Source organism: Polynucleobacter sp. AP-Sving-400A-A2 (assembly GCF_018688155.1).
Lineage (GTDB): Bacteria > Pseudomonadota > Gammaproteobacteria > Burkholderiales > Burkholderiaceae > Polynucleobacter.
The window spans coordinates 157,778-182,219 of sequence record NZ_CP061312.1; the positions used below are offsets into that span (position 1 = coordinate 157,778).

The window sequence follows — 24,442 nt, forward strand, 5'->3', positions numbered from 1 at the left end:
ATGAGAATGAGTAAAGACAGCCGCGATTTATTGGTCGGATTAGATATTGGAACCTCCAAGGTGGTTGCTTTGGTTGCTGAGTTAGCGCCAGATGGTCAATTTAATGTGGTTGGCGTTGGCCAAACTGCATCTAAGGGCTTAAAGAAGGGTGTGGTTGTCAATATTGAAGCTACTGTTCAGTCTATTCAGAAAGCGCTTGAGGAGGCTGAGGTTATGGCCGACCGCCAGATCGTGCAGGTTTTTACTGGTATTGCTGGAAATCACATTGTGAGTTTTAACTCTAGCGGTATGGTGGCAATACGCGATAAAGAGGTTAGCGCTGGCGATGTTGAGCGTGTTTTAGAAACTGCTAAGGCAATCAACATTCCAACGGATCAACAAATCCTTCATATTCTTGTTCAAGAATTCATTATTGATGGACAGGAAGATGTACGTGAGCCAATTGGCATGAGTGGTTTACGCTTGGAAGTGAAAGTCCACATCGTTACTGGCGCTGTTAGTGCTGCACAAAATATCGTGAAGTGTGTACGCCGTTGTGGTTTAGAGGTAAATGATCTTATTTTGCAGCCCCTGGCTTCGAGCTTAGCTGTATTGACTGAAGATGAAAAAGAGTTGGGTGTTGTTTTGGTCGATATTGGCGGCGGTACAACCGATATTGCGATCTATTGCCAGGGCTCTATTCGACATACTGCAGTGATCCCGATTGCAGGCGATCAAATTACCAATGACATTGCTATGGCACTGCGTACGCCGACTATTGATGCAGAAGATCTCAAGATTCAATATGGTATTGCTCGCCAAGATATGGCCGATCCAAGCACCATGATTGATGTCCCAGGTGTTGGTGATCGTGAGCCACGCCCGATGTCAAAGCAAGCTTTAGCTGCCGTAATCGAGCCACGAGTAGAAGAGTTATTTACCTTAGTTAGAGGCGTTGTACGTGATTCTGGTTACGAAGATATGGTCTCTTCAGGAATCGTGCTGACTGGTGGAACTTCTTTAATGCCAGGAATGGTTGAGCTTGCTGAGCAAGTGTTCTTACGCCCAGCTCGTATCGGAACTCCTGAGTACCGTGGCCACCTGCATGAAGTTTTACGTAGTCCCCGTTTTGCTACCAGCATCGGTTTGTTAATGGAAGGCCAGGCGCAGTTATTACGTGGCCGTCGAGCATCACAATCAGGCGCGCTGCAAAGTGTGATTGCGCGCATGAAGGAATGGTTCGCAGGAAATTTTTAAGTTTTTCGTCGTCGTCAATGTAGTACTTATTACCTTGGAGGGTATATGGAATTTGAAATGTTAGATCAAGAAACAGCCGGTAAAACCATTATTAAAGTGGTTGGAGTTGGTGGTGCAGGTGGTAATGCAGTTCAGCACATGATTCGTCGCGGTGTTAACGGCGTAGAGTTTATTTGCATGAACACCGATGCTGGCGCTTTACAGCGTTCTGAGGCATCTGTGAATTTGCAACTAGGCTCTAGCGGACTCGGTGCTGGTGCAAAACCTGAAATCGGTGCAGCTTCGGCTGAAGAAGCGCGAGCACGCATTGCAGATACATTGCAAGGTGCACACATGGTATTTATCACCGCTGGTATGGGTGGAGGCACAGGTACTGGTGCAGCGCCAATCGTTGCTCAAGTTGCTAAAGAGATGGGTATTTTGACTGTTGGTGTGATTAGCAAGCCATTTGATTTTGAGGGCGTTAAGCGTCTCAAGGTTGCGGAGAATGGCGCTATTGAACTCGAAGCATATGTTGATTCATTAATCGTAGTTCTCAATGAAAAACTCTTTGAAGTTATGGGTGAAGATGCAGAATTCGATAAGGCATTCGCCTGTGCTGATGATGTATTACATAACGCTGTTTCAGGTATCGCAGAAATCATTAACGTACAAGGTTTGATTAACGTCGACTTTGAAGATGTGAAAACGGTGATGGGCGAACAAGGTAAAGCAATGATGGGAACTGCGACAGTTTCTGGCATGGACCGCGCACGCTTAGCTGCTGAAGCTGCAGTTGCATCACCATTGCTCGAAGGTGTTGATTTGTCTGGTGCGCGTGGCGTATTGGTCAACATTACCGCTAGCCGTTCATTGAAGTTGTCTGAGACTCGTGAAGTCATGGCAGCAATTCGTGGTTATGCTGCAGACGATGCTACTGTGATTTTCGGCACTGTTTATGATGAAAGCTTAGGTGATGCATTGAGGGTCACTGTTGTTGCTACTGGCTTGAATAATCCACAAGCACGTCAACATCATCAACCAGAAGTAGTTTGGAGACAAGCTACTGGTACGCATGATGCGATGCCAACAATGGCTGACTTAAACAGCTTTGCTCCAGCAAGTGCTTCAGCAGCAATGAGCAAAGTTAATCTTGACTCAGCTTTGAGCACGAGTGCAGGCTTGGCAATGACAGGTACGGGAAGTGCTCCTGCGATTGCTGCTCAACCAGCAGCTAGTGGTGTTGATTACAGTCAATATGATTTGCCACGTGTATTCCGTAGCTCACGGGAAGCTACACCAGCCCCTACATTAGGTGCTGATAGCTCGCCACAGGCTAAAACCATGCTTGATAAAGGGGCTGATTACTACGAAATCCCAGCTTTTTTACGTAAGCAAGCAGACTAAACCACTGCTCAATACAATAGATCATGCAGAATGCCAGCGCGGCGCCCCTCCGGACGACGAATCCCGCGCTAGCGTTGGCATACTCATGACAACTATTTAATTGGAGAATTTATGATTGCAGTCGGACAAAAGTTACCAAATGCTACTCTTTATGAGTTTTTAGACGAAGCTAGCGAGGGTTGCGCTATTGGACCAAACGCATTTGAAGTTGAAAAACTCACTGCCGGAAAAAAGATTGTGATCTTTGCTTTGCCTGGCGCATTTACTCCGACTTGTTCAGCAAAACACGTTCCTAGCTATGTTGAGCACTTTGATGCAATCAAAGCAAAAGGTGTTGATGAAATTTGGTGTGTTTCAGTAAATGATCCATTTGTAATGGGTGCTTGGGGACGAGATCAAAAAGTTGGTAAAAAGATTCGCATGTTAGGCGATGGCAGTGCTGAATTTACTAAGAAACTTGGTCTAGAGCTAGATTTGATTGCTCGCGGTTTGGGTGTTCGTTCAGATCGCTATGCTATGATTGTTGAAGATGGTGTTGTGACAACCTTGGATCGTGAAGCGCCTGGCAAATTTGAAGTGAGCGATGCTGCTTCAATCTTGAAAAAGCTTTAATCAAGCATTCCTGAATTCAGATAAACCATGATGAAGCAACGCACAATCGCTACTCCGATTAAAACCGTGGGGATTGGTTTGCACTCTGGGTGCAAGGTGACTTTGTCTATTAAGCCTGCGCCGGCAAATTCAGGAATTGCATTTGTACGTGTAGATACCCCAGAGCAATCGGTTATACCGGCCACTGCTCTGGCAGTTTGCGATACCCGCCTAGCCTCAGTGATACAAAAAGATGGCGTGCGTGTTTCCACAGTGGAACATTTACTGTCAGCCTGTGCAGGCCTAGGACTTGATAATTTATTAATTGAGCTTGATGGCGAAGAAGTGCCCATCATGGATGGCAGCGCAGCCTCATTTTTGTTTCTAATGGAATCAGCCGGTATAGCTGAGCAAGAAGCTTCTAGACAGTTTGTGGTGATTAAAAAATCTGTAGAAGTGAGGGATGGTGACAAGCTTGCTCGCCTAGAGCCCTTCTTTGGATTTAAGTTGGATTTCACAATTGACTTTAAACATCCTGCAGTAGATAAAACTGGTCAGCGCTTTGTGGTAGATTTTGCTGAGCATGCTTATCGTAGTGAGATTGGCCGTGCCAGAACCTTTGGTTTTGCTCACGAGGTTGAGGCCTTGCGAGAGATGGGATTGGCGCGTGGTGGAAGTTTAGATAATGCGATCGTACTCGATGAGCATCGCATTCTGAATAACGAAGAGTTACGTTACGAAGATGAGTTTGTTCGCCATAAAATTTTGGACGCTATTGGCGACCTGTATTTAGTCGGGCATCCGATTGTGGGTTCCTATGTTGCTGAAAAATCAGGACACGCCTTAAATAACGCACTCTTGCGTAAGCTTTTGGAAGATCCTAGTGCTTATGAAATTAGCAGTTTTTCAGAAAATAAGGCCCCCGCAGCCTATTCAAAAGAGAGTCAACCCCTCTTTTTCTAGGTTTATTTAGGCTTGCTCTGAAGTAGGCGTTCAACCGCCTTACGTAGCTCCGAATCCGGTACTAATTTATCTAACAATGATTCCCAAGAAGCCCTTGCAACTGCATTAAAGCCTCTTGGTTTTTGATTAGCCTGGAGCCCGTCGCGGGGCTTGATTTCCCAGGTGGGTGGTGCTGGCTTAAGGCGCACCTTAATGCTGGCGCAGACGACCCCTTTTTTCGCTAACTCATTGATTAAACTAGGTAAAACTTGCTGAAGGCGGGTTGCAATACTCGCCCCGTTTACCAGTAAAAAGAGCTCATTTTGAGCTCCAGAACGCCATCCAGCCTCAATTTTGGGCGCTAAATTTTCTAAATCCAACTCAAAGAGAGCGGCTTTCAGTGCAATTTTGAGCTTGGCTAAATCTTCAGTTTTGGCCAGAATTCCGCCCAGACCCTCGGACTCGCGCAAATACTCCAACCACTCATGGGCGGCTTTCGTACGGATAGGTTTGGGAGCAAAGTTCATATAAAAAGAGGGTGCGGGTGATAAACTCAAGGTCTTAATTTACTTCAATTTCCCATGGTAATCGGTCTTCTAAAAACCCTGGTCGGCAGTCGTAACGACCGCCTCTTAAAACAGTATCGCAAAGTAGTTGCCAAAGTTAGCGCTTTCGAGCCTAGCATGCAAGCTTTGGATGATGCCGCACTGCAAGCAAAAACTACTGAGTTCAAGTCACGTTTAGCTGCGGGTGAGTCATTGGATGATATTGCTCCAGAAGCTTTCGCTGTAGTTCGTGAAGCAAGCACACGCGTGATGAAGATGCGCCATTTTGATGCGCAGATGATGGGCGGTCTCGCATTACATCAAGGCAAGATTGCTGAAATGGGCACTGGTGAAGGTAAGACCTTAACCGCTACGCTCCCTGTATATTTAAATGCCCTAACAGGTAAGGGTGTCCATGTCATTACAGTAAATGATTACTTGGCTCAGCGCGATGCTGAGTGGATGTCAACGCTTTATAACTTCTTAGGTATGAAAGTGGGTGTGAATCTATCTCAAATGGATCACACCACTAAGCAAGAAGCTTATGCAGCTGACATTACCTATGGAACCAATAACGAATTTGGTTTTGATTACCTTCGTGACAATATGGTGCAAGACTTGGGTCAGCGTGTTCAGCGTGGCCTAGCTTATGCAATTGTTGACGAAGTAGATTCTATTTTAATTGATGAGGCACGTACCCCATTGATCATCTCGGGTCAGGCAGAAGATCATACTGATTTGTATATCAAGATCAATGCATTGCCTGCTTACTTAGAGCGCCAAATCGGCGAAGAGAAAGCAGATGGCACTGGTGTTGAAAAACCAGGCGATTATTGGGTTGATGAAAAGTCTAATCAAGTCTATTTAACTGAGCGCGGCCATGACAAGGCAGAGACAGTCTTGGTTGAGATTGGCGCTTTGAATGATGGCGGCTCTTTGTACTCGCCGCAAAATATTACTTTGATGCACCACGTGTACGCAGCATTGCGTGCGCATACTCTGTACAACCGTGATCAGCAATATGTCGTTCAAAATAATGAAGTCATCATTGTTGATGAGTTCACTGGACGCTTAATGCAGGGTCGTCGCTGGTCTGATGGTTTGCATCAAGCTGTAGAGGCAAAAGAAGGTGTGCAGATTCAGAATGAGAATCAGACCCTAGCTACGATCACTTTCCAGAACTACTTCCGTATGTATGGCAAGTTGGCCGGTATGACTGGTACTGCTGATACTGAAGCTTATGAGTTCAAGGAAATCTACAGCCTTGAAACTGTAGTCATTCCTCCAAACCGGATTAGCCAAAGAAAAGATCGCCAAGATCAGATCTATAAGACATCGCGCGAGCGTTACGATGCCGTGATCAAGGATATTGAGGATTGTTACAAGCGTGGTCAGCCTGTCTTGGTGGGTACAACTTCGATTGAGAACTCAGAACTCATTGCTGGCTTGTTAGGTCAACGTCAACTGCCCCATCAGGTCTTGAATGCGAAACAGCATGCTCGCGAAGCCGAGATCATTGCTCAAGCTGGTAGACCTAAGATGATCACCATTGCTACCAATATGGCGGGCCGTGGAACAGATATCGTTTTAGGTGGAAATGTTGGCAAACAATCTTCTTTGATTGAAGCGGATGCCGGTCTACCTGATGTAGAAAAAGCAGCCAAGATTAAGACTTTGCAGGATGAATGGCAAAGCTTGCATGATCAAGTATTAGTTGCTGGTGGTTTGCACATTATTGGTACTGAGCGCCACGAGAGCCGTCGTATCGATAATCAGCTTCGTGGTCGCGCTGGTCGTCAGGGTGATCCAGGATCCTCCCGATTCTACCTTTCCCTAGATGATTCGCTTTTACGTATTTTTGCTGGAGATCGGCTGCGTGCAGTCATGGATCGCCTCAAGATGCCAGATGGTGAGCCGATCGAAGCAGGCATGGTAACTCGCTCCATTGAATCTGCTCAGCGCAAGGTTGAAGGTCGCAACTTTGATATTCGTAAGCAATTATTGGAATACGACGACGTTGCCAATGATCAGCGTAAAGAAACTTATCGCCTCAGAAATGAGGTTCTCGAAAGTGCCGATGTTGGTGAGTTGATTGCTAACTTGCGCGATGATGTATTGCGTGGCATTTGCGCTCTGTACATTCCTTTAGAGTCTATGGAAGAGCAGTGGGACTTAGTTGGTCTTGAGAAGGCATTAGCCAGCGACTGGGGTTTAACGGTTGATCTGAGAAATTGGGTTGAAAATGCAACATCCATGGACGATGAGCAAATTGTTGACTGCGTACTGGCGGCCGCAACAGAAACTTATGATGCAAAAGTAGAGCTCTCTGGACGCACATCTTTCGCTGGGTTTGAACGCTCAGTTTTACTCTACAGCTTAGATACCCATTGGCGTGAACACTTAGCTGCCTTAGACCATTTACGCCAAGGCATCCATTTACGTGGTTACGCTCAAAAGGATCCAAAGCAGGAGTACCGTCGCGAAGCATTTGAGCTCTATGGTGAGTTACTCAATGTCATCAAGAATGATGTTGTGAAGAGCATCATGACGGTGCAGATTCGTAGTGCCAGTGAGTTAGATGAGGCCGCAGAGTCGATCAATGAGGATTTAGCCAAACTCTCAGATGTGCAATATCAGCACGCCGATGCCGATCTTGAGCTAGCTGGGTCGACAGGCGATCGTGGTGCAGCTATCGCAATAGCTCCAGCGCCATTACGCGCTGGTCCTAAGGTGGGTCGCAATGATCCCTGCACCTGCGGAAGTGGTAAGAAGTACAAGAACTGCTGCGGCGCGTTAAGTTAAATCGATTAGGATTAAAAAGGGCTGCCAGATCGGGCAGCTCAGCAATGCCTCATCTACAATTGTCAGATCATGACAGTTAACTTACCGCTCCCCCAAAAAGACCAACTAAAGCCGATTAAAGGTTTTCAGATGGGTATCGCTGAAGCTGGAATCAAAAAAGCCAATCGTAAGGATCTATTGGTGATGACCTTGACCCCTGGTTCACAAGTTGCTGGTGTTTTTACCTTAAACCGTTTCTGCGCTGCGCCAGTTCAGGTTTGTCGAGAGCATTTGGCTTTGGATGGTGCAAAGGGCGAGATTCGGGCGCTGGTGGTGAACACGGGTAATGCCAATGCAGGCACCGGTGAACGGGGTATGCAAGATGCCTTAGCAACTTGTGCCGAGTTAGCAAAAGAGCTCAAGCTAAACCCAGAACAAATTTTGCCTTTTTCAACTGGCGTGATTCTTGAGCCGCTGCCAATTGATAAATTGATTTCTGCTTTACCGAAAGCAGTCACCAATCTAAGTGAAGACCATTGGTTTGATGCGGCAGAAGCCATCATGACAACCGATACGCAGCCTAAGGCAACATCGGTGATGGCGCAGACTCCTGCTGGCTCCGTGACTATCACGGGTATCTGTAAGGGCGCAGGAATGATTCATCCGAATATGGCAACCATGTTGGGATTCATTGCAACCGATGTTGGCTTTGCACCGGGTCTACTTACTGCCTTGACTCAGGAGGTTGCGGATCAATCATTTAACGCCATTACGATTGATGGTGATACCTCGACCAATGACTCATTCATCATGATGGCAACTGGTCAATCAGCCGTGCAGATTAAATCAACAGATGATATTAGTTATGGTTTAGTTCGGACTGCATTAATTGACCTTGCACGTAAGCTTGCTCAAATGATTGTGAGAGATGGTGAGGGCGCAACAAAATTTATTACGATTGATGTGCAAGGCGGCAAGACTAAAGAAGAGTGTCGCTTGGTAGCAGAAGCAATTGCCCACTCACCTTTAGTAAAGACTGCCTTCTTTGCGAGCGATCCTAACTTAGGTCGTATTCTTGCTGCGATTGGCTATGCTGGCATTACTGATCTTGACGTGAACCAAGTACAAATGTGGCTTGGAGATGTGTGGGTTGCAAAGAATGGTGGCCGCAATCCTGATTACCAAGAGGCTGATGGTCAAAGGGTGATGCAGGCGCCAGAAATTACTGTCAAGATTGACTTGGGTCGCGGATCAGCGCAAGAAACAATGTGGACCTGTGACTTATCGCATGACTACGTTTCCATTAATGCTGATTACCGCTCATAGGAATTCGTGAAATGAATGAAAAATTAGAGCAACTCTTAAGTCATCTTGAGACGTTTCTACCTAAAGCATTGACCGAAGAGCAGTGGAAATCTTCAACTGCTTTTAGATGGCGTCGTCGCGATAGCATCTTTGGAAGTATTGGTTTTTTGCAGCCAGTGAAGCATGTCGCTGATATCTCCTTTGAAGATCTAAAAAATATCGATCGTCAACGTGATGCGATTCGTGACAATACGAAAAATTTTATTCAGAAGAAACCCGCTAATAATATTTTATTAACGGGTGCACGTGGCACAGGAAAATCATCGCTTATTAAAGCTAGCTTGCATGAGTTTGCTAGCCAGGGCTTGCGCTTAGTTGAAGTTGAAAAAGAGCATCTAGCTGACTTGGCTGATATCACCGATTTATTGGCTGATCGATCAGAGCGATTCATTATTTTTTGTGATGACCTCTCATTTGAAGATGGTGAGTCTGGCTATAAGGCGATGAAGTCTGCTTTAGATGGCTCTGTGTCAGCTCAGGTAGATAATATTTTGATTTATGCTACTTCTAACCGACGCCATCTCTTGCCTGAGTATATGAAAGACAACGAGAGTTATGTTCATGGCGATGATGGAGAAATTCATCCAGGTGAAGTGGTAGAGGAAAAAATTTCTTTATCAGAGCGTTTTGGTTTGTGGCTCTCTTTTTATCCACCAAAACAAGATGAGTATCTAGAAATTGTGGCCCATTGGTTACGCCATTTTGATTTAAGTGATGCACAAATTGAGGGTGCTAGAGCTGAAGCGTTAGTTTGGGCTCTGGAGCGTGGCTCACGTTCTGGTCGTGTAGCCTGGCAGTTTGCTAAGCACTGGGCCGGCTCACATACCAATTAATCATTTTCATGAGTGACTCTAATCGCCCTGTGACAGAGGTTGCCGCCGGAATTCTGTTGGATTCGGAAGGTCGCTTTCTTATGGGCCAGCGCCCTGAGGGCAAACCTTATGCTGGCTACTGGGAAGTGCCGGGTGGAAAAATTGAAGCTGGTGAATCTGTATTTGCAGCACTAAAACGTGAATTACAAGAAGAGCTTGGAATAGATATCGAGTCTAGCGAAGAGCTAGTGATCTTAGAGCATGACTATCCACATGCTTATGTACGCTTGCATGTCAGCATCATTCGAAAATGGTCTGGAATACCCACAGGTTGCGAGGGTCAGGCGCTTTCTTGGCAGTTGCTTGGAGATGCACGTCTGACGGTAGAGCCTTTATTGCCAGCTGCATGGCCCATGCTAGAAAAGCTTAAAGAGTTAAAGATTTAGAGCTGGCAGAGGGTGAGTCTAAAAGGTACATCCTCATTCATGGTCTGCGGCTTTTTATCTTGATCGATCTTCAGGAAGCGAATGGAGAGTAGATATTTATTGGCGCTGATTTCTGAGAAGAGTGTGTCATCCTCAACAGCGATGCGCATTAGTTGATAAACCTTGCCTGATGGTGCCTGTTGGTAAGCACCTTGATGCGCCACAACATCTTTAGCCTCGCCAGACTGGCGCAGTAGCCTTAAGAAAATTTGGCAAGCTTCATGCCATGGCAAAAGCGGCGCAACATACTTGTCTAACAATTCTCTGCGTTGAGTTGAAGGGGTGTTTTTCCAGGCATGGTAGCTAGGTAAATCAATTGGACTTGTTCCACCGGGAATATTTAATCGGGTCCGAATAGCATTCAGCCACTCACTCTCAGTAATCGCAGCGTTGGGTTTACCCACAGACTGATTGATATTTTGCGCAGCTTTGTCAATTTCAGAAAGAGTTTGTGTAAGCGCTTCTTGGTCCACTTTTTGGGAGGACTTTAAACCATTCAAGGTATATTTTTGACGCTCAAATTCTTTGAGGAGTAGAGATTTAATGTCGCCTCGAGAGCCAATATCACCCAAGTCAAACAACATGGCAATGGCATTGTGGTGTAACTCGGGATCATCGGATCGAAGGAAGTGATTAAAGCGGGCGAACAAATACTCTAGTCGAAGCATGCTTCGAACTAATTCATTGAAGGGGTATTCGTAGACAATCACAAGCCTATATTCTATGACGAACCTAAGGGTTCTTCTAAAATTTTGAGTAATTGTTGGTGCAGTTTTAAAACCACTGGTTTGAGCTCAGCTAAGCTACCTTGATTTTCAATTACAACATTGGCTAGTGTTAGACGAGCATTTCGGCTAGTTTGCGCCTTGAGAATATTTTCCACATCTAAGCGTGACATATTGTTGCGGTGCATCACTCGTTGAATTTGGGTTTCTTCTGGGCAATCCACCACTAAAAGATAGTCAATGAGCTTGATCCAAAATCCAGACTCAATTAGTAGGGGAACTACAAAAACAAGGTAAGGCACTCCCGACTTGGCCAGCTCAAGGGCTTGCTTTGCAGTTTCCTCTTGAATCAAGGGGTGGGTGATTTGCTCTAAAACCTGACGGGCGCTGGGATCTTCGAAGACTAAAGTCCGCATTTTGGGTCTATTGAGAGCGCCTTGGGGATCAATAAAGTCAGCACCAAAGGCCTTGGTAATCAATGGAATCGCTTTTCCGCCAGAGGCGGTGATTTGATGTGAAATTTTGTCTGTATCAATAATGCTGGCGCCGTACCCACCCAGCAACTCACTAACTATAGTTTTTCCAGACCCAATGCCACCAGTTAAGCCAACGAGAGGAATTTTCCCTTTTAAGGCTTTTAGATCAGCTTGGGCAGAATCAAAGTTTGAATGAGTTGAGGCCATAACAACTCAATGATGCCAGCAATAGCTAAAAAGGGGCCAAAAGGAAATGCTTCCCGCAAATGATCTCTTTGTAATTTGAGCCAAATGATGCCACCCAGTATCCCTGTAACGGAAGCCATGAGGAGGATACCAGGTAGGGTGCTCCAGCCTAACCAGGCACCCAGCGCCGCCAAGAGCTTGGCGTCACCCATGCCAATGCCATCTCGGTTTTTTAGGAGGCGATAGCCAATATTTAATGACCACAGCAAGCCATACCCTACAAATGCTCCAATGAATGCAGAGATTGGGGTGGTAAAGCGCAATTCTGAAAATGCGTTGAAAGTAATCCCCAGAATAATCAAGGGGAGGGTGATTGCATTCGGCAGGCGGAAAGTGCACCAATCAATATAAGCTAAGTACAGCAAAGCCAGTATCAGCAGAGATTGAATTATCCAGATACTTACTGTGGGATCCACTAAACGATTTGTCCTAAATTAAAAATGGGTAGATATAAGATTATGACTAAGCTACCAATGATGGCACCAACAAATAGAATTAATGCGGGCTCTAAACTTTGACTGAGTGCATTGAGTCGGCTGCTTAGCTGAGAGCCTAGAGTGTTGGCGCGCTTATTTAGCATCTCAGCCAATGCGCCACTTTCAGCGCCAATGTGAAGGAGTAGCAAAGTCTCTACATCAAGAAGTCGTGATTTAGGGTCTGCTCGTTTAAGCGATTCACCCAATGGCCAGCCACGGGTGAGGTGTTTAAATATCTCCGCACTAAAGTCATGACTCACCCAGTGATTAGAGGATTGTGCAGTAACTCTTAGAGCGTCTGGGAGTGGTAAGCCCGTTTCTAACAAGTGACCTAAGGTACGACACCAGTGACTCAACGTTGCCAGCCTAAAGAGATTGCCAAAGAATGGCATGCGTAATAAGAGAGCGTCACAATATTTTTGTAGTGAGCTTGATTTGAGCCAGGTATACACAAAGCCTGTGGCTATTAAGAGAGTGCCTAGTAATATTTCTATAAAGTAATTTTGAATACCTGTAGAAATGGAGATGAGGATTCTGGTTGGCGCTGGAAGCTCAGCCTGAAAATGCCCAAAGACTTCTTTAAATACTGGCACAACCCAAATCATCATCACCAAGACAAGTAGAAAAGATGTAGCTAAAGTGATGATGGGATATGTTAGTGACTGCTGTACTTTTCTTCGCAACTCAATCTGGGCTTCTAGTTGTTGTGAAATTGTGCGTAGCGCCAAGCCTAGATCACCGGTTCTCTCGCTGACTCTTATGAGATTAAAAAATTCTGGGGAGAATTTTCCATCTTGTGCGCTTAAACAAAAAGAAAAGCTATTGCCCTTTTGAAGTAGTGCGCGAATATCCCTTAGCCAAGCTTGCCAGGGTTTTGGCGCAGACTGAATTAATAACTGGATGGCATTAAGTAAAGGAAGTCCAGCCTGAAGCAGTGCGAGCATCTGCTCTGCAAAATGGAGTTGCTCAGACTTGCTAAGTGTTTTCTTGAAAAGCATGCAGACTAATGCCAAGTGCCAAGCTCGGCATCTAGCGATATCTGATCTATTAAGCCGGTTTTTAGTAATTGCATTCCTGCTGAGTAGATATCAAGCGCTTGAGCTGATTCAAATAACTGCTTGCTTCCCAATACCTCATGGACACCAATACGTCCAAAATAGCCAGATCCCTTACAAAGCTTACAAGGCGCCTTACTCAGGTTGAGATTGCATTGATTGCAGAGTTTGTGAATTAATCTTTGAGAGCTGACGCAACGAAGACAAGATTCAATAGACTCTTGATCTACACCGAGACTTTTGAGTCGGCTTAATACGCCAATGGCATTACGTGTATGAAGAGTGCTTAAAACCAAATGTCCTGTTTGTGCTGCCTGAATAGCAAGCTGCGCACTGGCGGAATCCCGTATTTCACCAATCATGATGACATCGGGATCTTGGCGTAAGAGTGCGCGAATAATAGTTGAAAAATCTAATCCTGATTTTGGGTGATAAGCCACCTGATTTATTCCGGGTAGCCGGATTTCAATCGGATCTTCGACTGAGCAAATATTACGTTGCACTTGATTCAATGAGTTCAAACAGCTGTATAAGGTTCGCGTCTTACCGCTTCCGGTTGGCCCCGTTACCAGAATCAATCCATTGGTTTGACTAATCGCCTCTTGAACTATTCCTAGTTGCTCAGGCAGTAAGCCAATTTGATCCAGTGCTAACTCTTCCAAACAGCTAGGCAAAATACGTACTACTGCTTTCTCACCATGCAAGGTAGGAAGAATAGATACTCGACAATCGATATTGGGGCGGCTAAAGTCATGGCCAATCACAAGGCGCCCATCTTGAGGTAAACGTTTTTCTGCAATATCAAGACGTGCCAAGATTTTGATACGCGTGATTAAACGTTCATGAAAATCAATGGGGTATTGATTTTGTAGAGTGAGGCGACCATCGATCCTCGTGCGCACTACTGTTTCTTGAGATCTCGCCTCTATATGAATATCCGTAGCCCGATGATTTAATGCATTAACAGCGATGTCATGCCAGGTCCGAATAATATGAGAGTCATGCAGTAAGTCACTCAATCTTGATTCGGTTGAGTGAGGGGTTGGTATAGCTTCACTGTTTTTACGCCATGCTCATCAAACTGCACGATTTCCATCACCACACCAGCAATTCGAATACTGACATCGTAATCAGGAATTGCTTCGAGCTTTTCGAGGATAAGACCATTTAAGGTACGCGGCCCATCGAGCGGGAGATTCAACTTCAGAAGGCGATTTAAATCTCGTAATGAGGCAGTACCGCTAGCAAGATAAGTTCCATCAGCGAGCCAATGAGGTTCATTAGAAAGATTAGAGAATGAGGTGGTGAACTCGCCGATAAGTTCTTCAACAATGTCTTCAAAAGTGACTAGACCAAGGACTTCACCATATTCATTCACTACTAAGCTGAGTCGCTGTTGGTTATCCTGGAAAAATTGCATCTGCTGCAGAACAGGCGTCCCACTAGGAATAAAGTAGGGTTCATTGAGCAGGGATCTAAAGTCTTCATGATGAAGCTCTGCATTACCTAGTAATGAGAGTGCTTTTTTCACGGATAAAATTCCGACAATGCGCTCAGAGTCGCCATCGCATACTGGAAGTTTGTTGTGATAGCAGGTTTCTAATTGCTCCATTACCTCCTCAATAGGGCGCGAGAGATCAAGTACTTCGATTTTGGAGCGCGGTGTCATTACATCATCAACCAAAATATTTTCAAGATTGAAAAGATTTAGCAAGATATTGCGATGGTGTGCAGAAACAAATCGATTGGATTCTAGAACTAAGCTACGCAACTCTTCTTTGCTCATGACTCCCTTATCAGTTGAAGCTTGTAATCCTGAGACCTTCATCAACCCCGATACAAAACTATTGATGAACCAGAGTAGTGGCTTAAGTACAAAGGTGAGGGGGAGAATAAGCCAACCAACATTACTCGCAATTTTTTCTGGAAAGGCTGCGCCGATTACTTTTGGAGTAATCTCGCTAAAAATAATGATGAGTAGAGCAACAACCAATGTGGCAATGGATAGTACTAGGCCGCTGTCGCCAAAAATATGTAAAGCAATGCCAGTAACTAAAATTGGTAGGATGGTATTGATGAGGTTATTGGATATCAGTAATACTGAAAGTAGTGAATCCATGCGCTTTAATAGTCGCTCGGCAAGTGCAGCTCCAGCATTACCACCATGAGCCATAGCCCGTAGACGATGACGATTGGACGACAGCATGCTGGTTTCGGCCATAGAAAAGAAGCCGGATAGTGCGAGTAAAAATAGGACTAGTGCGACTTGGCTAATAAAAGGCCAATCATCAAAAAAAGTGTCCATCAGTTGTGCCTGCAAAGAATAAGGAACAACCAATATAGCAAAGTGCTATTTCACTCGCTATAGCTTTATCGGAATCCTGTATGAATTTATCCCTCAATCTGTGTCAGAATCTTCTGCATGTCTAGTCTTGGATCAATCGAGTATTGCGTTATATCCGCCCCTTTTGGGCATCTAGGCGTGCAAACAGAGCTAGTGGACGGGAGTTTGATGATCTCAAAAATCGATTATCTGCCTCCAGATACTGCCTTGATTTCCCCGGGAAATGCCTTGGCGAAAGCTTTCTCAAAGCAGTGCGCTCAATACTTCAATGATGCTTCAACAATATTTGATGTCCCGCTAAAGCCTGCTGGAACAGCTCATCAGCAAAAAGTATGGAATGCCACTCTAGCTATTGAGACGGGAAAGACAATGACTTACGGTGAGATTGCAAAACAGATTAAAAGTGGACCTCGTGCAGTCGGTACTGCTTGCGGTGCCAATCCTTACCCTTTGGTTACCCCGTGCCATAGAGTAGTTTCTGCACAAGGTCTTGGGGGTTTTATGAAAGAAGATAGCCCAGGTTTTTATCGCCAGATCAAAATTTGGCTCTTAAAGCATGAGGGCGTGCTTTAAGTATTATTTGCTGAAAGTTTTCTGAGTTGCTTAGATGCCATATAGAAGAATGATTTCATCAAGAGTGCATTCCCGGCTGCGATCTTTGTGAAGGCATAAAAAATCCAAACGGAATTTCTAGAAAGTTTTACCTCAGACTGATTGCTAAATTCTTTTCTGCTGGTAATTTTTTCAAGTGTCATTACAGCAAGCCCAAAGGCTAGGAAGCAAAAACGTCTCATGCCTATTTCATTCTCCGGAAGCAAGCTAATGTAGCTCATAGAGTCTTGAAGTTTTTCATAGGCAATCTTCAGAAGTTCTGTTTGGCTCATCTGCGCTGGCTTCCAGGAAACTCCACGTGCACGATCTGCTGGTGAGTCTTTCAGAATATTGGTCATTTGTAAGGCTTGACCAAAAGCGATGGCTAACTGCTCATGGCCTTGAATGCGTTTTGCAAATTCAGGGGAGTAGTTACTAAAAATGCTTGTCAATAACTCGCCCACTACGCCAGCTACTACATAGCAATACTCTTCAAATTCTCCGAGGTCTCTTAAACCCGCTTGCGATTGTCGATTATGAAAATGGGACATACCATCAGACATAATCGATACACAGCGGCTAATAGCTGTCCGATCCGTATCTGGGAGAGTATGCAGAATGCGCAGAACAGTAGGGGTGTGCGCAATTAAATCCAGCTCATCGACGTTGGAATAGCCTCTTAAGGCATCTAGGCATGGGTTTACAAATGACGCTACTGGAATAACTCCTAGCGTTGCCTCTAAAAATAGCTTAGATAAATTCTGCTTTTCTGCTGGATTGAGCTCAGCCGCATCCTCGATCGTATCGACAATGCGGCATAGCAAGTAGGTGTTGCCAACTACCACCTCAACCGCTGGCGGCAATAGAGGAATGGTGAGCGCAAAAGTGCGCGATACAGAACCCAAAATCGCTTTTTGATAGGCTAAATCGCTATTGGGGTTCTCTTTAGGGTGTATGGCGGAATTCACCCCTGAATTATGTCAGACCAGCATGCCCAAATTTAACCCTAATTGCTTAAATGCCATAAGTGACAAAGCCATATAATTTGTGCAAATTCCAGAAGGAGAAATTAGGCGATGTTGATTTGGTTTGTCATCATCTATTGGGTGGTTTCTGTAGGCATTGGCCTATGGGCTGCGCTACGAGTCAAAAATACTGCTGACTTTGCCGCAGCAGGTCATAGTCTTCCTTTGCCTATTGTGACCGCCACCGTATTTGCCACTTGGTTTGGCTCGGAGGCAGTTTTAGGAATTCCTGCAACCTTCTTAAAGGAGGGTTTAGGGGGAATCGTATCCGACCCCTTTGGCTCATCTTTATGCCTCATATTGGTGGGCCTGTTTTTTGCTCGTCACCTCTACAACCGTCGAATGCTCACTATCGGTGATTTTTTTAGAGAGAAATACGGTCGTACCGTTGAAGTGCTGGTGACCCTTTGTATTGTGATTTCCTATTTAGGTTGGGTTTCAGCTCAAATTAAAGCACTCGGATTGGTTTTTAATGTAGTTTCCGATGGCAGTATTACGCAAACTGCCGGCATGTTGATTGGCGCTGGGAGTGTGCTGATTTATACCTTGTTTGGCGGTATGTGGTCGGTAGCCATAACCGATTTTATTCAGATGATCATTATTGTGGTGGGCATGCTCTATATCGGTGGAGAGATGACAACTCAAGCTGGAGGGGTTGGTATCGTTTTCGATCATGCACTCGCGGCAGGTCAATTTTCTAATTTTTGGCCTGATATGAACCTAGCCTCCATTCTGGGTTTTACTGCGGCTTTGTGCACCATGATGTTGGGCTCTATTCCCCAGCAAGATGTCTTTCAGCGGATTACCTCTTCTAAGAACGTCAACATTGCTGTTCAGGCAGCCTTATTGGGTGGAGTCTTGTATTTCGTATTTGCTTTTGTGCCGCTATACCTGGCTTATTCAGCAACCATCATCAGTCCTGATTTGGTAAAGCAGTACATAGACACTGATCCACAAATGATTTTGCCTCAGCTAATCCTGAATCATGCTCCACTGATTGCACAGGTAATGTTTTTTGGCGCCTTATTATCGGCAATTAAAAGTTGTGCCAGTGCCACTTTGTTAGCGCCCTCTGTCACTTTCGCTGAAAATATTGTGCGAGGGTTTTTTAAGCATTTATCTGATCAACACTTACTGAAGATTATGCGAATCACCGTTCTCTGTTTTACGGTAGCGGTCACTTTCTTTGCAATTAATTCAGAACTATCTATTTTTAAGATGGTTGAAAATGCCTACAAGATCACTCTAGTAGCAGCTTTTGTGCCCTTAGCATTTGGCGTGTATTGGTCAAGAGCAAACTCTTTAGGCGGTTTGTTAGCTGTTTTAGGGGGTTTAGCGGCTTGGATTGGTTGCGAAATCATGGCTCCGACAGCAATCCTACCCCCTCAATTGGCTGGTCTTTTAGCCAGCATTGTCGGCATGCTATTGGGCGGCTTGATAGCAAGACCGAGTCCAATAACAAGCTTAGGCGCATTAGATAAGTAGGACCTCAATATTTTATTGCACCCCTAAATGTTCTCCTCTAATATGAGATTAATTCAAAATTATTTATCTATATGGGGTGCTTATGAAAATCTGTGTGATCGGTGGAGGTGGTGCGATTGGCGGTTACCTTGCGGTCATGTTGGCGCGGGCCGGCAATGAGGTAACGGTAGTAGCCCGTGGCGCAACCCTAGCGGCAATCAAGGAGCGTGGCCTTGCATTAATCATGGATGACCAGCCCGAGCCTTTAGTAGCTGAGGTGAAGGCGGTTGAAAAAATTCGGGATGCCGAAACACCTGATGTAGTGATCTTGGCGGTAAAAGCCCATCAGGTTGAGCCAGTCATTGAAGATCTTGCCGCAATCATGGGCCCGGAAACCATTTTAATTCCGATGCAAAACGGAATTCCTTGGTGGTACTTTCAGAAGTTGGGTGGCGACTATCGGGACCACTCGGTTGAAACGGTTGATGCGGGTGGCCTTGCTAAAAATGCAATCAATCCCAACAATATTATTGGCTGTGTAGTGTATCCAGCAACCTTTACTCAAGCTCCTGGCGTGATTCGTCACGTTGAGGGTAATCGTTTCCCATTGGGGGAGTTGGACGGTAAGCAGACTGAGCGTATTCAGAAAGTATCTGAAATGATGTCAGCTGCTGGCTTTAAGTCACCTATCCTTGAAGATATTCGCTCAGAGATTTGGTTGAAATTGTGGGGCAATATGACCTTCAATCCAATCAGCTCTCTGACTCATGGAACATTGGAAGGTATTTGCCAGTATCCACTGACTAAAGAGTTAGCCCGCAATATGATGGCTGAAGCACAAACCATTGCTGAGAAGTTGGGCGTCACTTTCCGTGTAGATATTGAGCGGCGTATTGCTGGTGCAGAAAAAGTGGGCAAACACAAGACCTCTATGTTGCAGGATTTGGAAGCAGGTCGTAGCTTGGAGATTGATGCCTTATTAGGTTCCGTCATTGAGCTTGGCCAGATTACTAAAATACCAACACCATGCCTCAATACAGTTTTTGCTTTAACAAAGTACCTTGACGAGAATGTTCAAGCCTCTAAAGGTAGCTTGGCATTGCCATCTGTTTCTGGCTACTAAGAATCTGCTGCAGCAGGTTGATTCAATATCTAGAGTAATTGAGCATTAAAAAACCCTCGCCGCTAAACACGGTGAGGGTTTTTGTTTTGAGGCTTTAGTTTTAAATCAACAGCCTTGGTCATTTATTCAAAGTGATTATCTAGACGTCCAACACCCTCAATAATGATGCTGACATTGCTGCCGGGCTTCATAGAGCCAACTCCAACAGAGGTACCGCAGGCAATGATGTCGCCAGCCTGCAGTGGAACATCTTGAGAAATCAGGCTGACTAGTTTTGCTGCCGGAAAAATCATGTCAGAGACGGGATAGTTCTGACGTTCTTGATCATTCAAAATAGTTTTAATTGTTAGCTTGCTTGGATCTACATCAGTAGTGATGTAGGGGCCGAAGACACCAAAGGTATTGAAACTCTTAGAGCGAGTCCACTGCGCGTAGCCAGGATCGCGATTCAAAATCTCGATTGCAGTGACATCGTTAATACAGGTGTAACCAAAAATAGCATGAGCTGCTTGAGCCTCATCTACTTCATGACAGGCTTGGCCAATAACAATGCCAAGTTCACCCTCATAAACTACTTTTCCAGAGTAAGACTTAGGAGTGCGGATGACTTGATTGGCTGCCAAAAAAGAATTATTGCCTTTCAGAAAATACAAAGGCTCTGCTGGAACCGCATGCTCAAGCTTGGTCACTAGCGCATGAAAGTTATCTACCATAGCAACCATTTTGGATGGAACGCATGGGATATCGATAGTGACATCAGAGAGCTTTAATGTCTCTCCAGTAGCTTGCGGCTTATTAAATAGATCACCGGTATACACGGCAACCTGATCGCCTTGTACCTGTCCAAAGCCGGTCTTGCCTCGATGTTGAAACCTGAGCCATTGAGCCATAATGATTCCTCCTGATGGTTAATATTTATAAGCAATATCTTACAGGGATGGATTGATGGCTAAGCATTCTGAATTACTATTTGCGCCTGAATTAGATCAGCCAGTTCGTTATATTGAGCGTACGCGTAATTACTATCTTGGTTTGGGGTATGAAACACCGTATGTGTGGGCGCATTACATTAATGTGCCTTTTACTCCGTTACAAAAGCCTCTAAATCAATCGACCCTCGGTTTAGTGACTACTGCCGTAGCCTTTGATGCCAGTAAGGGCCCGCAAGGACCTGGTGCGCCTTATAACGCCGCTGCTAAGTTTTATGACCCCTATATTTATCCAACTGATGAGAATGTGGACTTGCGTATTGCCCATGTCGGTGTTGATAGGCTCAATGCCAATATGCAGGATAGCAACTGTTGGTTTCCAATTGGTGCGGCGAAACGGGCTGTTGCAAAGGGGCGCATTCAATCTCTATCCCCGCATTTTTACGGCTTGCCAACCAATCGCAGCCAGCGCCACACTCTGGAAATAGATGCACCCTTGATTTTGAGCAAGATGCGCGCAGACCATGTTGATGTTGCCGTATTAATTCCAAACTGCCCGATTTGTCACCAAAGTCAAAGCTTATTGGCGCGTTATTTGGAGGAGGCTGGCATTCCTACGATCATCATGGGCGCGGCGAAAGATATTGTGGAGTATTGCGGTGTACCACGCTTGCTCTTTAGCGACTTCCCGCTGGGCAATGCTGCGGCGCTCCCTGATCATGAGCAATCACAAGATTCCAATTTTGAATTGGCTCTACGTTTGCTGGAAAGCGCTCCAAGCGCACGCACAACGGTGCAGTCATCTTTGGTCTGGGATTCCGACCCCTCTTGGAAATTAGACTATTTCAATCTAGAGCGTCTGAGTACGGAGGAAATTGCGTGTTTGCGTGATGAGGCCGAAAAGGCGCGTATCACTGCGCGTGACATCAGAATGAAAAGCGTTGGTGCTTAGGTCTGCCTAGACAGAGAGTATCTGCACAAGGCATGTAGTGCGATTGTTGCCTCATTTTGAGGAAATTCTTTAAGGCATTCAAGTGCGAGATCGACTTCTTGCTTTGCAGTGGCTTGGGTGTAATCCAGTGCGCCAGAATTTTGAACTGCACTCAGAATCTGCTGGAAGACATCATTTGGCAAATCTTGATTTTGTTCGATTGCTGCACGAACGAGTAAGCGTTCCTCGTTACTGCCGTTTTCGAGAAGATGAATGAGCGGTAGCGTAGGCTTACCTTCTCGTAAGTCATCACCAGCATTTTTCCCCATTTGGGATGCATCGGCGGTGTAATCCAACAGGTCATCCATTAATTGGAAAGCAGTGCCAATATGGCGACCAAAAGCAGCAGATTGCGCTCTTTGTTTTTCATCAGCACCGGCTAAAATTGCCCCAAGCTCTGTAGACGCTTCAAATAACTTCGCGGTTTTATAGCGAATCACCCGCAAATAGCTTTCTTCATCAACTTCAGGGTCGTTCATATTGAGGAGTTGTAAAACCTCGCCCTCAGCAATCGTATTGGTGGCATCGGACAGGATTTCCATGACCCGCAAGTCATTAGGCCCCACCATCATCTGAAACGCTCTTGAATACAGAAAATCGCCTACCAGCACGCTCGCTGCATTGCCAAAAGCGGCATTAGCGGTTTCTCGACCCCTTCTGAGGGTGGATTCATCAACAACATCGTCATGCAAAAGGGTGGCTGTGTGGATAAATTCCACTACCGCTGCCAGATCTAAGGCATGTGGGCTTGCTTTGTCATTTGCCAAAGCTTTGCTGACTAAGAGTAAAAGAGCGGGTCTAACCCGTTTTCCACCTGCCTGGATGATGTAAGTCGAGATTTGGTCAATTAAGGCAACTTTTGAGGCCAATCGCAGGCGAATAAGCCCATCTAAGGCCTTGAAATCTAAGGCTATTGGGGCCAAAATTTGGCTTAATTCATTGGTTTTGACAGTGCTCATCATGCAAGATATAATAATAGGCTTAGCTCATCCAGGGTGGATTAGCTTAAATGTAGATATTAATTGAGGTTTCACACCATGTACGCGGTCATAAAAACCGGTGGCAAACAGTATAAAGTTGCTGCAGGCGAAAAATTGAAAATAGAACAGATACCAGCGGAAATCGGCAGCGAAATCACTCTTGACCAAGTCTTAGCCGTAGGCGAAGGCGCTTCACTCAAATTGGGTGATCCATTGGTTAATGGTGCAGCTGTGATGGCCACTGTCGTCTCCCAGGGACGTCACGATAAAGTGACAATCTTTAAGATGCGCCGTCGCAAGCATTATCAAAAGCACCAAGGCCATCGTCAGAATTACACAGAAATTCTGATTAACACGATTAAAGCTTAATTTAGGCTAACGGCTCAATAGCAGGAGAAAAGATATGGCACAGAAAAAAGGCGGCGGTTCGACACGAAATGGCCGCGACTCAGAATCGAAACGCTTAGGCGTTAAAGTTTTTGGCGGCGAGCAAATCAATGCTGGCAGCATCATCATTCGTCAACGTGGTACACGAGTACATCCAGGTATGAACGTTGGTATTGGCAAAGATCACACTTTGTTTGCCTTAATTGACGGACAAGTGGAATTTGGCGTTAAGGGTGCTTTGAAGAAGGCCCAGGTTTCAGTTCTCCCGCGTTCATAAGACGCCTGACTGAGACACGTTTGATTCAGATTTATTCCGAATTTAACTCTTAGGAACAGGCCTCGCTAAGCGAGGCCTTTTTTATTCATGAAATTTATAGACGAAGCTCGTATTGAAGTCATAGCCGGCCAAGGTGGCGCCGGGAGTGCCTCCATGCGCCGCGAAAAGTTTATCGAATTCGGTGGTCCTGATGGTGGTGACGGTGGCAAAGGCGGAAGTGTTTGGGCTACTGCGGATCGCAACATCAATACCTTGATTGATTATCGCTACGCTAAAACGCACACCGCAAAAAATGGTGAGCCTGGCCGTGGCGCTGATTGCTATGGTCGCGCCGGTGATGATATTGAGTTGCGTATGCCGGTGGGCACCATCATTTCTGATTATGAAACTGGTGAGCCAATTGCTGACTTAACTACCCACGGTGAGCGCCTTTGTTTGGCGCAGGGCGGCGTTGGTGGCTGGGGAAATATTCACTTTAAGAGTAGTACGAACCGCGCCCCTCGCCAAAAGACTAATGGCAAAGATGGCGAGCGTCGTAAGCTGAAGTTGGAATTAAAAGTATTGGCTGATGTAGGTTTACTAGGTATGCCAAATGCTGGTAAATCAACTTTGATTACCGCCGTATCTAATGCACGTCCAAAGATTGCAGATTATCCATTTACAACGCTGCACCCGAATTTAGGTGTGGTACGTGTTGGTGCTGAGCGCAGCTTCGTGATTGCAGATATTCCAGGATTAATTGAAGGTGCTGCTGAAGGCGCTGGCTTGGGTCATCGTTTTTTAAGGCACTTACAACGTACTGGTGTGCTCTTGCATTTAGTTGACATCGCACCATTTGATGACAATATTGATCCGGTAGCAGATGCTGTTGCTATCGTGAATGAATTGCGTAAGTATGATGAAGCCCTGGTTGAAAAACCACGTTGGTTGGTATTAAATAAAGTCGATATGATTCCTGAGGAAGATCGCAAGAAGGTAGTTGCGGACTTTATTAAACGGTTTAAGTGGAAAGGTCCCGTATTTGAGATCTCTGCTTTGACAGGCCTAGGTTGCGATAAGCTGTGCTACTCATTGCAGGATTATTTAGATTCTGTTCGCAAGGATCGGGATGATGCAGATGAGCGTGCTGCTGATCCACGATATCAAGAGCAAGCTCAGCCAGAAGATAAGACTCCAGATTAAACAGTAGTCCTTTGAGATCCGCATTTGT

At 45.4% G+C, this 24,442-nt stretch carries 25 protein-coding genes; 15 read left to right on the forward strand and 10 right to left on the reverse strand.

What is annotated here, in order from left to right:
* Nucleotides 1-6 precede the first annotated feature (6 nt).
* From ftsA to lpxC, 4 genes are all read left to right on the forward strand, one after another.
* The gene (gene ftsA, locus C2758_RS00885) at nt 7-1,236 is read left to right on the forward strand and encodes a cell division protein FtsA (protein WP_215328540.1); all 1,230 of its coding nucleotides are present in this window, start codon (nt 7-9) and stop codon (nt 1,234-1,236) included.
* Between the two features lie 45 nt (nt 1,237-1,281).
* Nucleotides 1,282-2,622 (forward strand): cell division protein FtsZ, encoded by a 1,341-nt coding sequence (gene ftsZ / locus C2758_RS00890; RefSeq protein ID WP_215328543.1) that lies wholly within the window; start codon nt 1,282-1,284, stop codon nt 2,620-2,622.
* A 111-nt stretch (nt 2,623-2,733) separates the two neighbouring features.
* Nucleotides 2,734-3,234 (forward strand): peroxiredoxin, encoded by a 501-nt coding sequence (locus C2758_RS00895; protein WP_215328551.1) that lies wholly within the window; start codon nt 2,734-2,736, stop codon nt 3,232-3,234.
* 27 nt (nt 3,235-3,261) lie between these two features.
* Nucleotides 3,262-4,176, forward strand: a complete 915-nt coding sequence (gene lpxC, locus C2758_RS00900) for a UDP-3-O-acyl-N-acetylglucosamine deacetylase (protein WP_215328553.1) — start codon at nt 3,262-3,264, stop codon at nt 4,174-4,176.
* Nucleotides 4,177-4,178: 2 nt separating this feature from the next.
* Here lpxC and C2758_RS00905 read toward each other — a convergent pair whose 3' ends face one another.
* On the reverse strand, nt 4,179-4,712 hold the full coding sequence (locus C2758_RS00905; RefSeq protein ID WP_251369216.1) for a hypothetical protein: 534 nt from the start codon (nt 4,710-4,712) through the stop codon (nt 4,179-4,181).
* Between the two features lie 24 nt (nt 4,713-4,736).
* Between C2758_RS00905 and secA the strand changes: the two genes are divergently transcribed.
* The 4 genes from secA (at nt 4,737) to C2758_RS00925 (ending at nt 10,104) form a co-directional block, all read left to right on the forward strand.
* A complete protein-coding gene (gene secA / locus C2758_RS00910) occupies nt 4,737-7,502 on the forward strand; it encodes a preprotein translocase subunit SecA (RefSeq protein WP_215328562.1) in 2,766 nt (921 codons plus the stop codon).
* 69 nt (nt 7,503-7,571) lie between these two features.
* Nucleotides 7,572-8,807, forward strand: coding sequence for a bifunctional glutamate N-acetyltransferase/amino-acid acetyltransferase ArgJ (gene argJ / locus C2758_RS00915; RefSeq protein ID WP_215328564.1), 1,236 nt, complete (start codon nt 7,572-7,574; stop codon nt 8,805-8,807).
* Between the two features lie 11 nt (nt 8,808-8,818).
* The gene (locus C2758_RS00920; protein ID WP_215328573.1) at nt 8,819-9,679 is read left to right on the forward strand and encodes an ATP-binding protein; all 861 of its coding nucleotides are present in this window, start codon (nt 8,819-8,821) and stop codon (nt 9,677-9,679) included.
* 8 nt (nt 9,680-9,687) lie between these two features.
* Nucleotides 9,688-10,104 (forward strand): NUDIX domain-containing protein, encoded by a 417-nt coding sequence (locus C2758_RS00925; RefSeq protein WP_215328575.1) that lies wholly within the window; start codon nt 9,688-9,690, stop codon nt 10,102-10,104.
* Here C2758_RS00925 and zapD read toward each other — a convergent pair.
* The 6 genes from zapD to C2758_RS00955 are packed head-to-tail and all read right to left on the reverse strand — an operon-like array spanning nt 10,101 to nt 15,426.
* On the reverse strand, nt 10,101-10,853 hold the full coding sequence (gene zapD / locus C2758_RS00930; RefSeq protein ID WP_215328577.1) for a cell division protein ZapD: 753 nt from the start codon (nt 10,851-10,853) through the stop codon (nt 10,101-10,103). The two genes, C2758_RS00925 and zapD, sit on opposite strands and share 4 nt — an antisense overlap.
* An 11-nt stretch (nt 10,854-10,864) precedes the next feature.
* Nucleotides 10,865-11,551, reverse strand: a complete 687-nt coding sequence (gene coaE / locus C2758_RS00935; protein WP_371817704.1) for a dephospho-CoA kinase — start codon at nt 11,549-11,551, stop codon at nt 10,865-10,867.
* Complete coding sequence (locus C2758_RS00940; RefSeq protein ID WP_215328579.1) at nt 11,506-12,006, reverse strand: A24 family peptidase; 501 nt, start codon at nt 12,004-12,006, stop codon at nt 11,506-11,508. Before C2758_RS00940 ends, coaE begins: the two co-directional genes overlap by 46 nt.
* On the reverse strand, nt 12,006-13,064 hold the full coding sequence (locus tag C2758_RS00945; protein WP_215328581.1) for a type II secretion system F family protein: 1,059 nt from the start codon (nt 13,062-13,064) through the stop codon (nt 12,006-12,008). The genes C2758_RS00940 and C2758_RS00945 overlap by 1 nt, the downstream gene beginning before the upstream one ends.
* A 5-nt stretch (nt 13,065-13,069) precedes the next feature.
* Entirely contained in the window at nt 13,070-14,140 is a 1,071-nt protein-coding gene (locus C2758_RS00950) for a GspE/PulE family protein (protein WP_215328583.1), read from the reverse strand.
* On the reverse strand, nt 14,137-15,426 hold the full coding sequence (locus C2758_RS00955; RefSeq protein ID WP_215328591.1) for an HlyC/CorC family transporter: 1,290 nt from the start codon (nt 15,424-15,426) through the stop codon (nt 14,137-14,139). Before C2758_RS00955 ends, C2758_RS00950 begins: the two co-directional genes overlap by 4 nt.
* A 117-nt stretch (nt 15,427-15,543) precedes the next feature.
* Here C2758_RS00955 and C2758_RS00960 point away from each other — a divergent pair, with 117 nt between their 5' ends.
* The gene (locus C2758_RS00960) at nt 15,544-16,038 is read left to right on the forward strand and encodes a methylated-DNA--[protein]-cysteine S-methyltransferase (RefSeq protein ID WP_371817705.1); all 495 of its coding nucleotides are present in this window, start codon (nt 15,544-15,546) and stop codon (nt 16,036-16,038) included.
* Here C2758_RS00960 and C2758_RS00965 read toward each other — a convergent pair.
* Nucleotides 16,035-17,024 carry a squalene/phytoene synthase family protein gene (locus C2758_RS00965; RefSeq protein ID WP_215328593.1) on the reverse strand — a complete coding sequence of 330 codons (990 nt, stop codon included), beginning with the start codon at nt 17,022-17,024 and terminating at the stop codon, nt 16,035-16,037. The two genes, C2758_RS00960 and C2758_RS00965, sit on opposite strands and share 4 nt — an antisense overlap.
* A gap of 108 nt (nt 17,025-17,132) precedes the next feature.
* Between C2758_RS00965 and C2758_RS00970 the strand changes: the two genes are divergently transcribed.
* The gene (locus C2758_RS00970) at nt 17,133-18,566 is read left to right on the forward strand and encodes a sodium:solute symporter family protein (protein WP_215328595.1); all 1,434 of its coding nucleotides are present in this window, start codon (nt 17,133-17,135) and stop codon (nt 18,564-18,566) included.
* A gap of 82 nt (nt 18,567-18,648) precedes the next feature.
* Nucleotides 18,649-19,668 (forward strand): 2-dehydropantoate 2-reductase, encoded by a 1,020-nt coding sequence (locus C2758_RS00975; RefSeq protein ID WP_215328597.1) that lies wholly within the window; start codon nt 18,649-18,651, stop codon nt 19,666-19,668.
* 122 nt (nt 19,669-19,790) lie between these two features.
* Here C2758_RS00975 and C2758_RS00980 read toward each other — a convergent pair whose 3' ends face one another.
* Nucleotides 19,791-20,558, reverse strand: coding sequence for a fumarylacetoacetate hydrolase family protein (locus C2758_RS00980; RefSeq protein WP_215328599.1), 768 nt, complete (start codon nt 20,556-20,558; stop codon nt 19,791-19,793).
* Between the two features lie 55 nt (nt 20,559-20,613).
* On the opposite strand from C2758_RS00980, the gene C2758_RS00985 reads away from it, so the two are divergent.
* On the forward strand, nt 20,614-21,549 hold the full coding sequence (locus C2758_RS00985; RefSeq protein WP_215328601.1) for a hypothetical protein: 936 nt from the start codon (nt 20,614-20,616) through the stop codon (nt 21,547-21,549).
* Here the strand turns inward: C2758_RS00985 and C2758_RS00990 are convergent.
* Nucleotides 21,546-22,550, reverse strand: coding sequence for a polyprenyl synthetase family protein (locus tag C2758_RS00990; RefSeq protein WP_215328603.1), 1,005 nt, complete (start codon nt 22,548-22,550; stop codon nt 21,546-21,548). The genes C2758_RS00985 and C2758_RS00990 overlap by 4 nt on opposite strands.
* A 75-nt stretch (nt 22,551-22,625) precedes the next feature.
* On the opposite strand from C2758_RS00990, the gene rplU reads away from it, so the two are divergent.
* From rplU to obgE, 3 genes are all read left to right on the forward strand, one after another.
* Nucleotides 22,626-22,937 (forward strand): 50S ribosomal protein L21, encoded by a 312-nt coding sequence (gene rplU / locus C2758_RS00995; RefSeq protein WP_041484800.1) that lies wholly within the window; start codon nt 22,626-22,628, stop codon nt 22,935-22,937.
* Between the two features lie 34 nt (nt 22,938-22,971).
* The gene (gene rpmA / locus C2758_RS01000; RefSeq protein ID WP_215328605.1) at nt 22,972-23,232 is read left to right on the forward strand and encodes a 50S ribosomal protein L27; all 261 of its coding nucleotides are present in this window, start codon (nt 22,972-22,974) and stop codon (nt 23,230-23,232) included.
* Between the two features lie 87 nt (nt 23,233-23,319).
* Nucleotides 23,320-24,414: a GTPase ObgE gene (gene obgE / locus C2758_RS01005; RefSeq protein WP_215328607.1), complete on the forward strand. Its 1,095-nt coding sequence runs from the start codon at nt 23,320-23,322 to the stop codon at nt 24,412-24,414.
* Nucleotides 24,415-24,442: the final 28 nt, after the last annotated feature.

What these genes read in the sequence shown, in the direction of transcription:
- lpxC (WP_215328553.1), top strand. Translation starts at nt 3,262, where the DNA reads ATGATGAAGCAACGCACAATCGCTACTCCGATTAAAACCGTGGGGATT.
- C2758_RS00985 (WP_215328601.1), top strand. Translation starts at nt 20,614, where the DNA reads ATGGCTAAGCATTCTGAATTACTATTTGCGCCTGAATTAGATCAGCCA.
- argJ (WP_215328564.1), top strand. Translation starts at nt 7,572, where the DNA reads ATGACAGTTAACTTACCGCTCCCCCAAAAAGACCAACTAAAGCCGATT.
- C2758_RS00895 (WP_215328551.1), top strand. Translation starts at nt 2,734, where the DNA reads ATGATTGCAGTCGGACAAAAGTTACCAAATGCTACTCTTTATGAGTTT.
- coaE (WP_371817704.1), bottom strand. Translation starts at nt 11,551, where the DNA reads ATGGCCTCAACTCATTCAAACTTTGATTCTGCCCAAGCTGATCTAAAA.
- C2758_RS00990 (WP_215328603.1), bottom strand. Translation starts at nt 22,550, where the DNA reads ATGATGAGCACTGTCAAAACCAATGAATTAAGCCAAATTTTGGCCCCA.
- C2758_RS00970 (WP_215328595.1), top strand. Translation starts at nt 17,133, where the DNA reads ATGTTGATTTGGTTTGTCATCATCTATTGGGTGGTTTCTGTAGGCATT.
- C2758_RS00920 (WP_215328573.1), top strand. Translation starts at nt 8,819, where the DNA reads ATGAATGAAAAATTAGAGCAACTCTTAAGTCATCTTGAGACGTTTCTA.
- C2758_RS00960 (WP_371817705.1), top strand. Translation starts at nt 15,544, where the DNA reads ATGTCTAGTCTTGGATCAATCGAGTATTGCGTTATATCCGCCCCTTTT.
- secA (WP_215328562.1), top strand. Translation starts at nt 4,737, where the DNA reads ATGGTAATCGGTCTTCTAAAAACCCTGGTCGGCAGTCGTAACGACCGC.
- obgE (WP_215328607.1), top strand. Translation starts at nt 23,320, where the DNA reads ATGAAATTTATAGACGAAGCTCGTATTGAAGTCATAGCCGGCCAAGGT.
- ftsA (WP_215328540.1), top strand. Translation starts at nt 7, where the DNA reads ATGAGTAAAGACAGCCGCGATTTATTGGTCGGATTAGATATTGGAACC.
- C2758_RS00945 (WP_215328581.1), bottom strand. Translation starts at nt 13,064, where the DNA reads ATGCTTTTCAAGAAAACACTTAGCAAGTCTGAGCAACTCCATTTTGCA.
- C2758_RS00975 (WP_215328597.1), top strand. Translation starts at nt 18,649, where the DNA reads ATGAAAATCTGTGTGATCGGTGGAGGTGGTGCGATTGGCGGTTACCTT.
- ftsZ (WP_215328543.1), top strand. Translation starts at nt 1,282, where the DNA reads ATGGAATTTGAAATGTTAGATCAAGAAACAGCCGGTAAAACCATTATT.
- C2758_RS00955 (WP_215328591.1), bottom strand. Translation starts at nt 15,426, where the DNA reads ATGGACACTTTTTTTGATGATTGGCCTTTTATTAGCCAAGTCGCACTA.
- rpmA (WP_215328605.1), top strand. Translation starts at nt 22,972, where the DNA reads ATGGCACAGAAAAAAGGCGGCGGTTCGACACGAAATGGCCGCGACTCA.
- C2758_RS00980 (WP_215328599.1), bottom strand. Translation starts at nt 20,558, where the DNA reads ATGGCTCAATGGCTCAGGTTTCAACATCGAGGCAAGACCGGCTTTGGA.
- C2758_RS00925 (WP_215328575.1), top strand. Translation starts at nt 9,688, where the DNA reads ATGAGTGACTCTAATCGCCCTGTGACAGAGGTTGCCGCCGGAATTCTG.
- rplU (WP_041484800.1), top strand. Translation starts at nt 22,626, where the DNA reads ATGTACGCGGTCATAAAAACCGGTGGCAAACAGTATAAAGTTGCTGCA.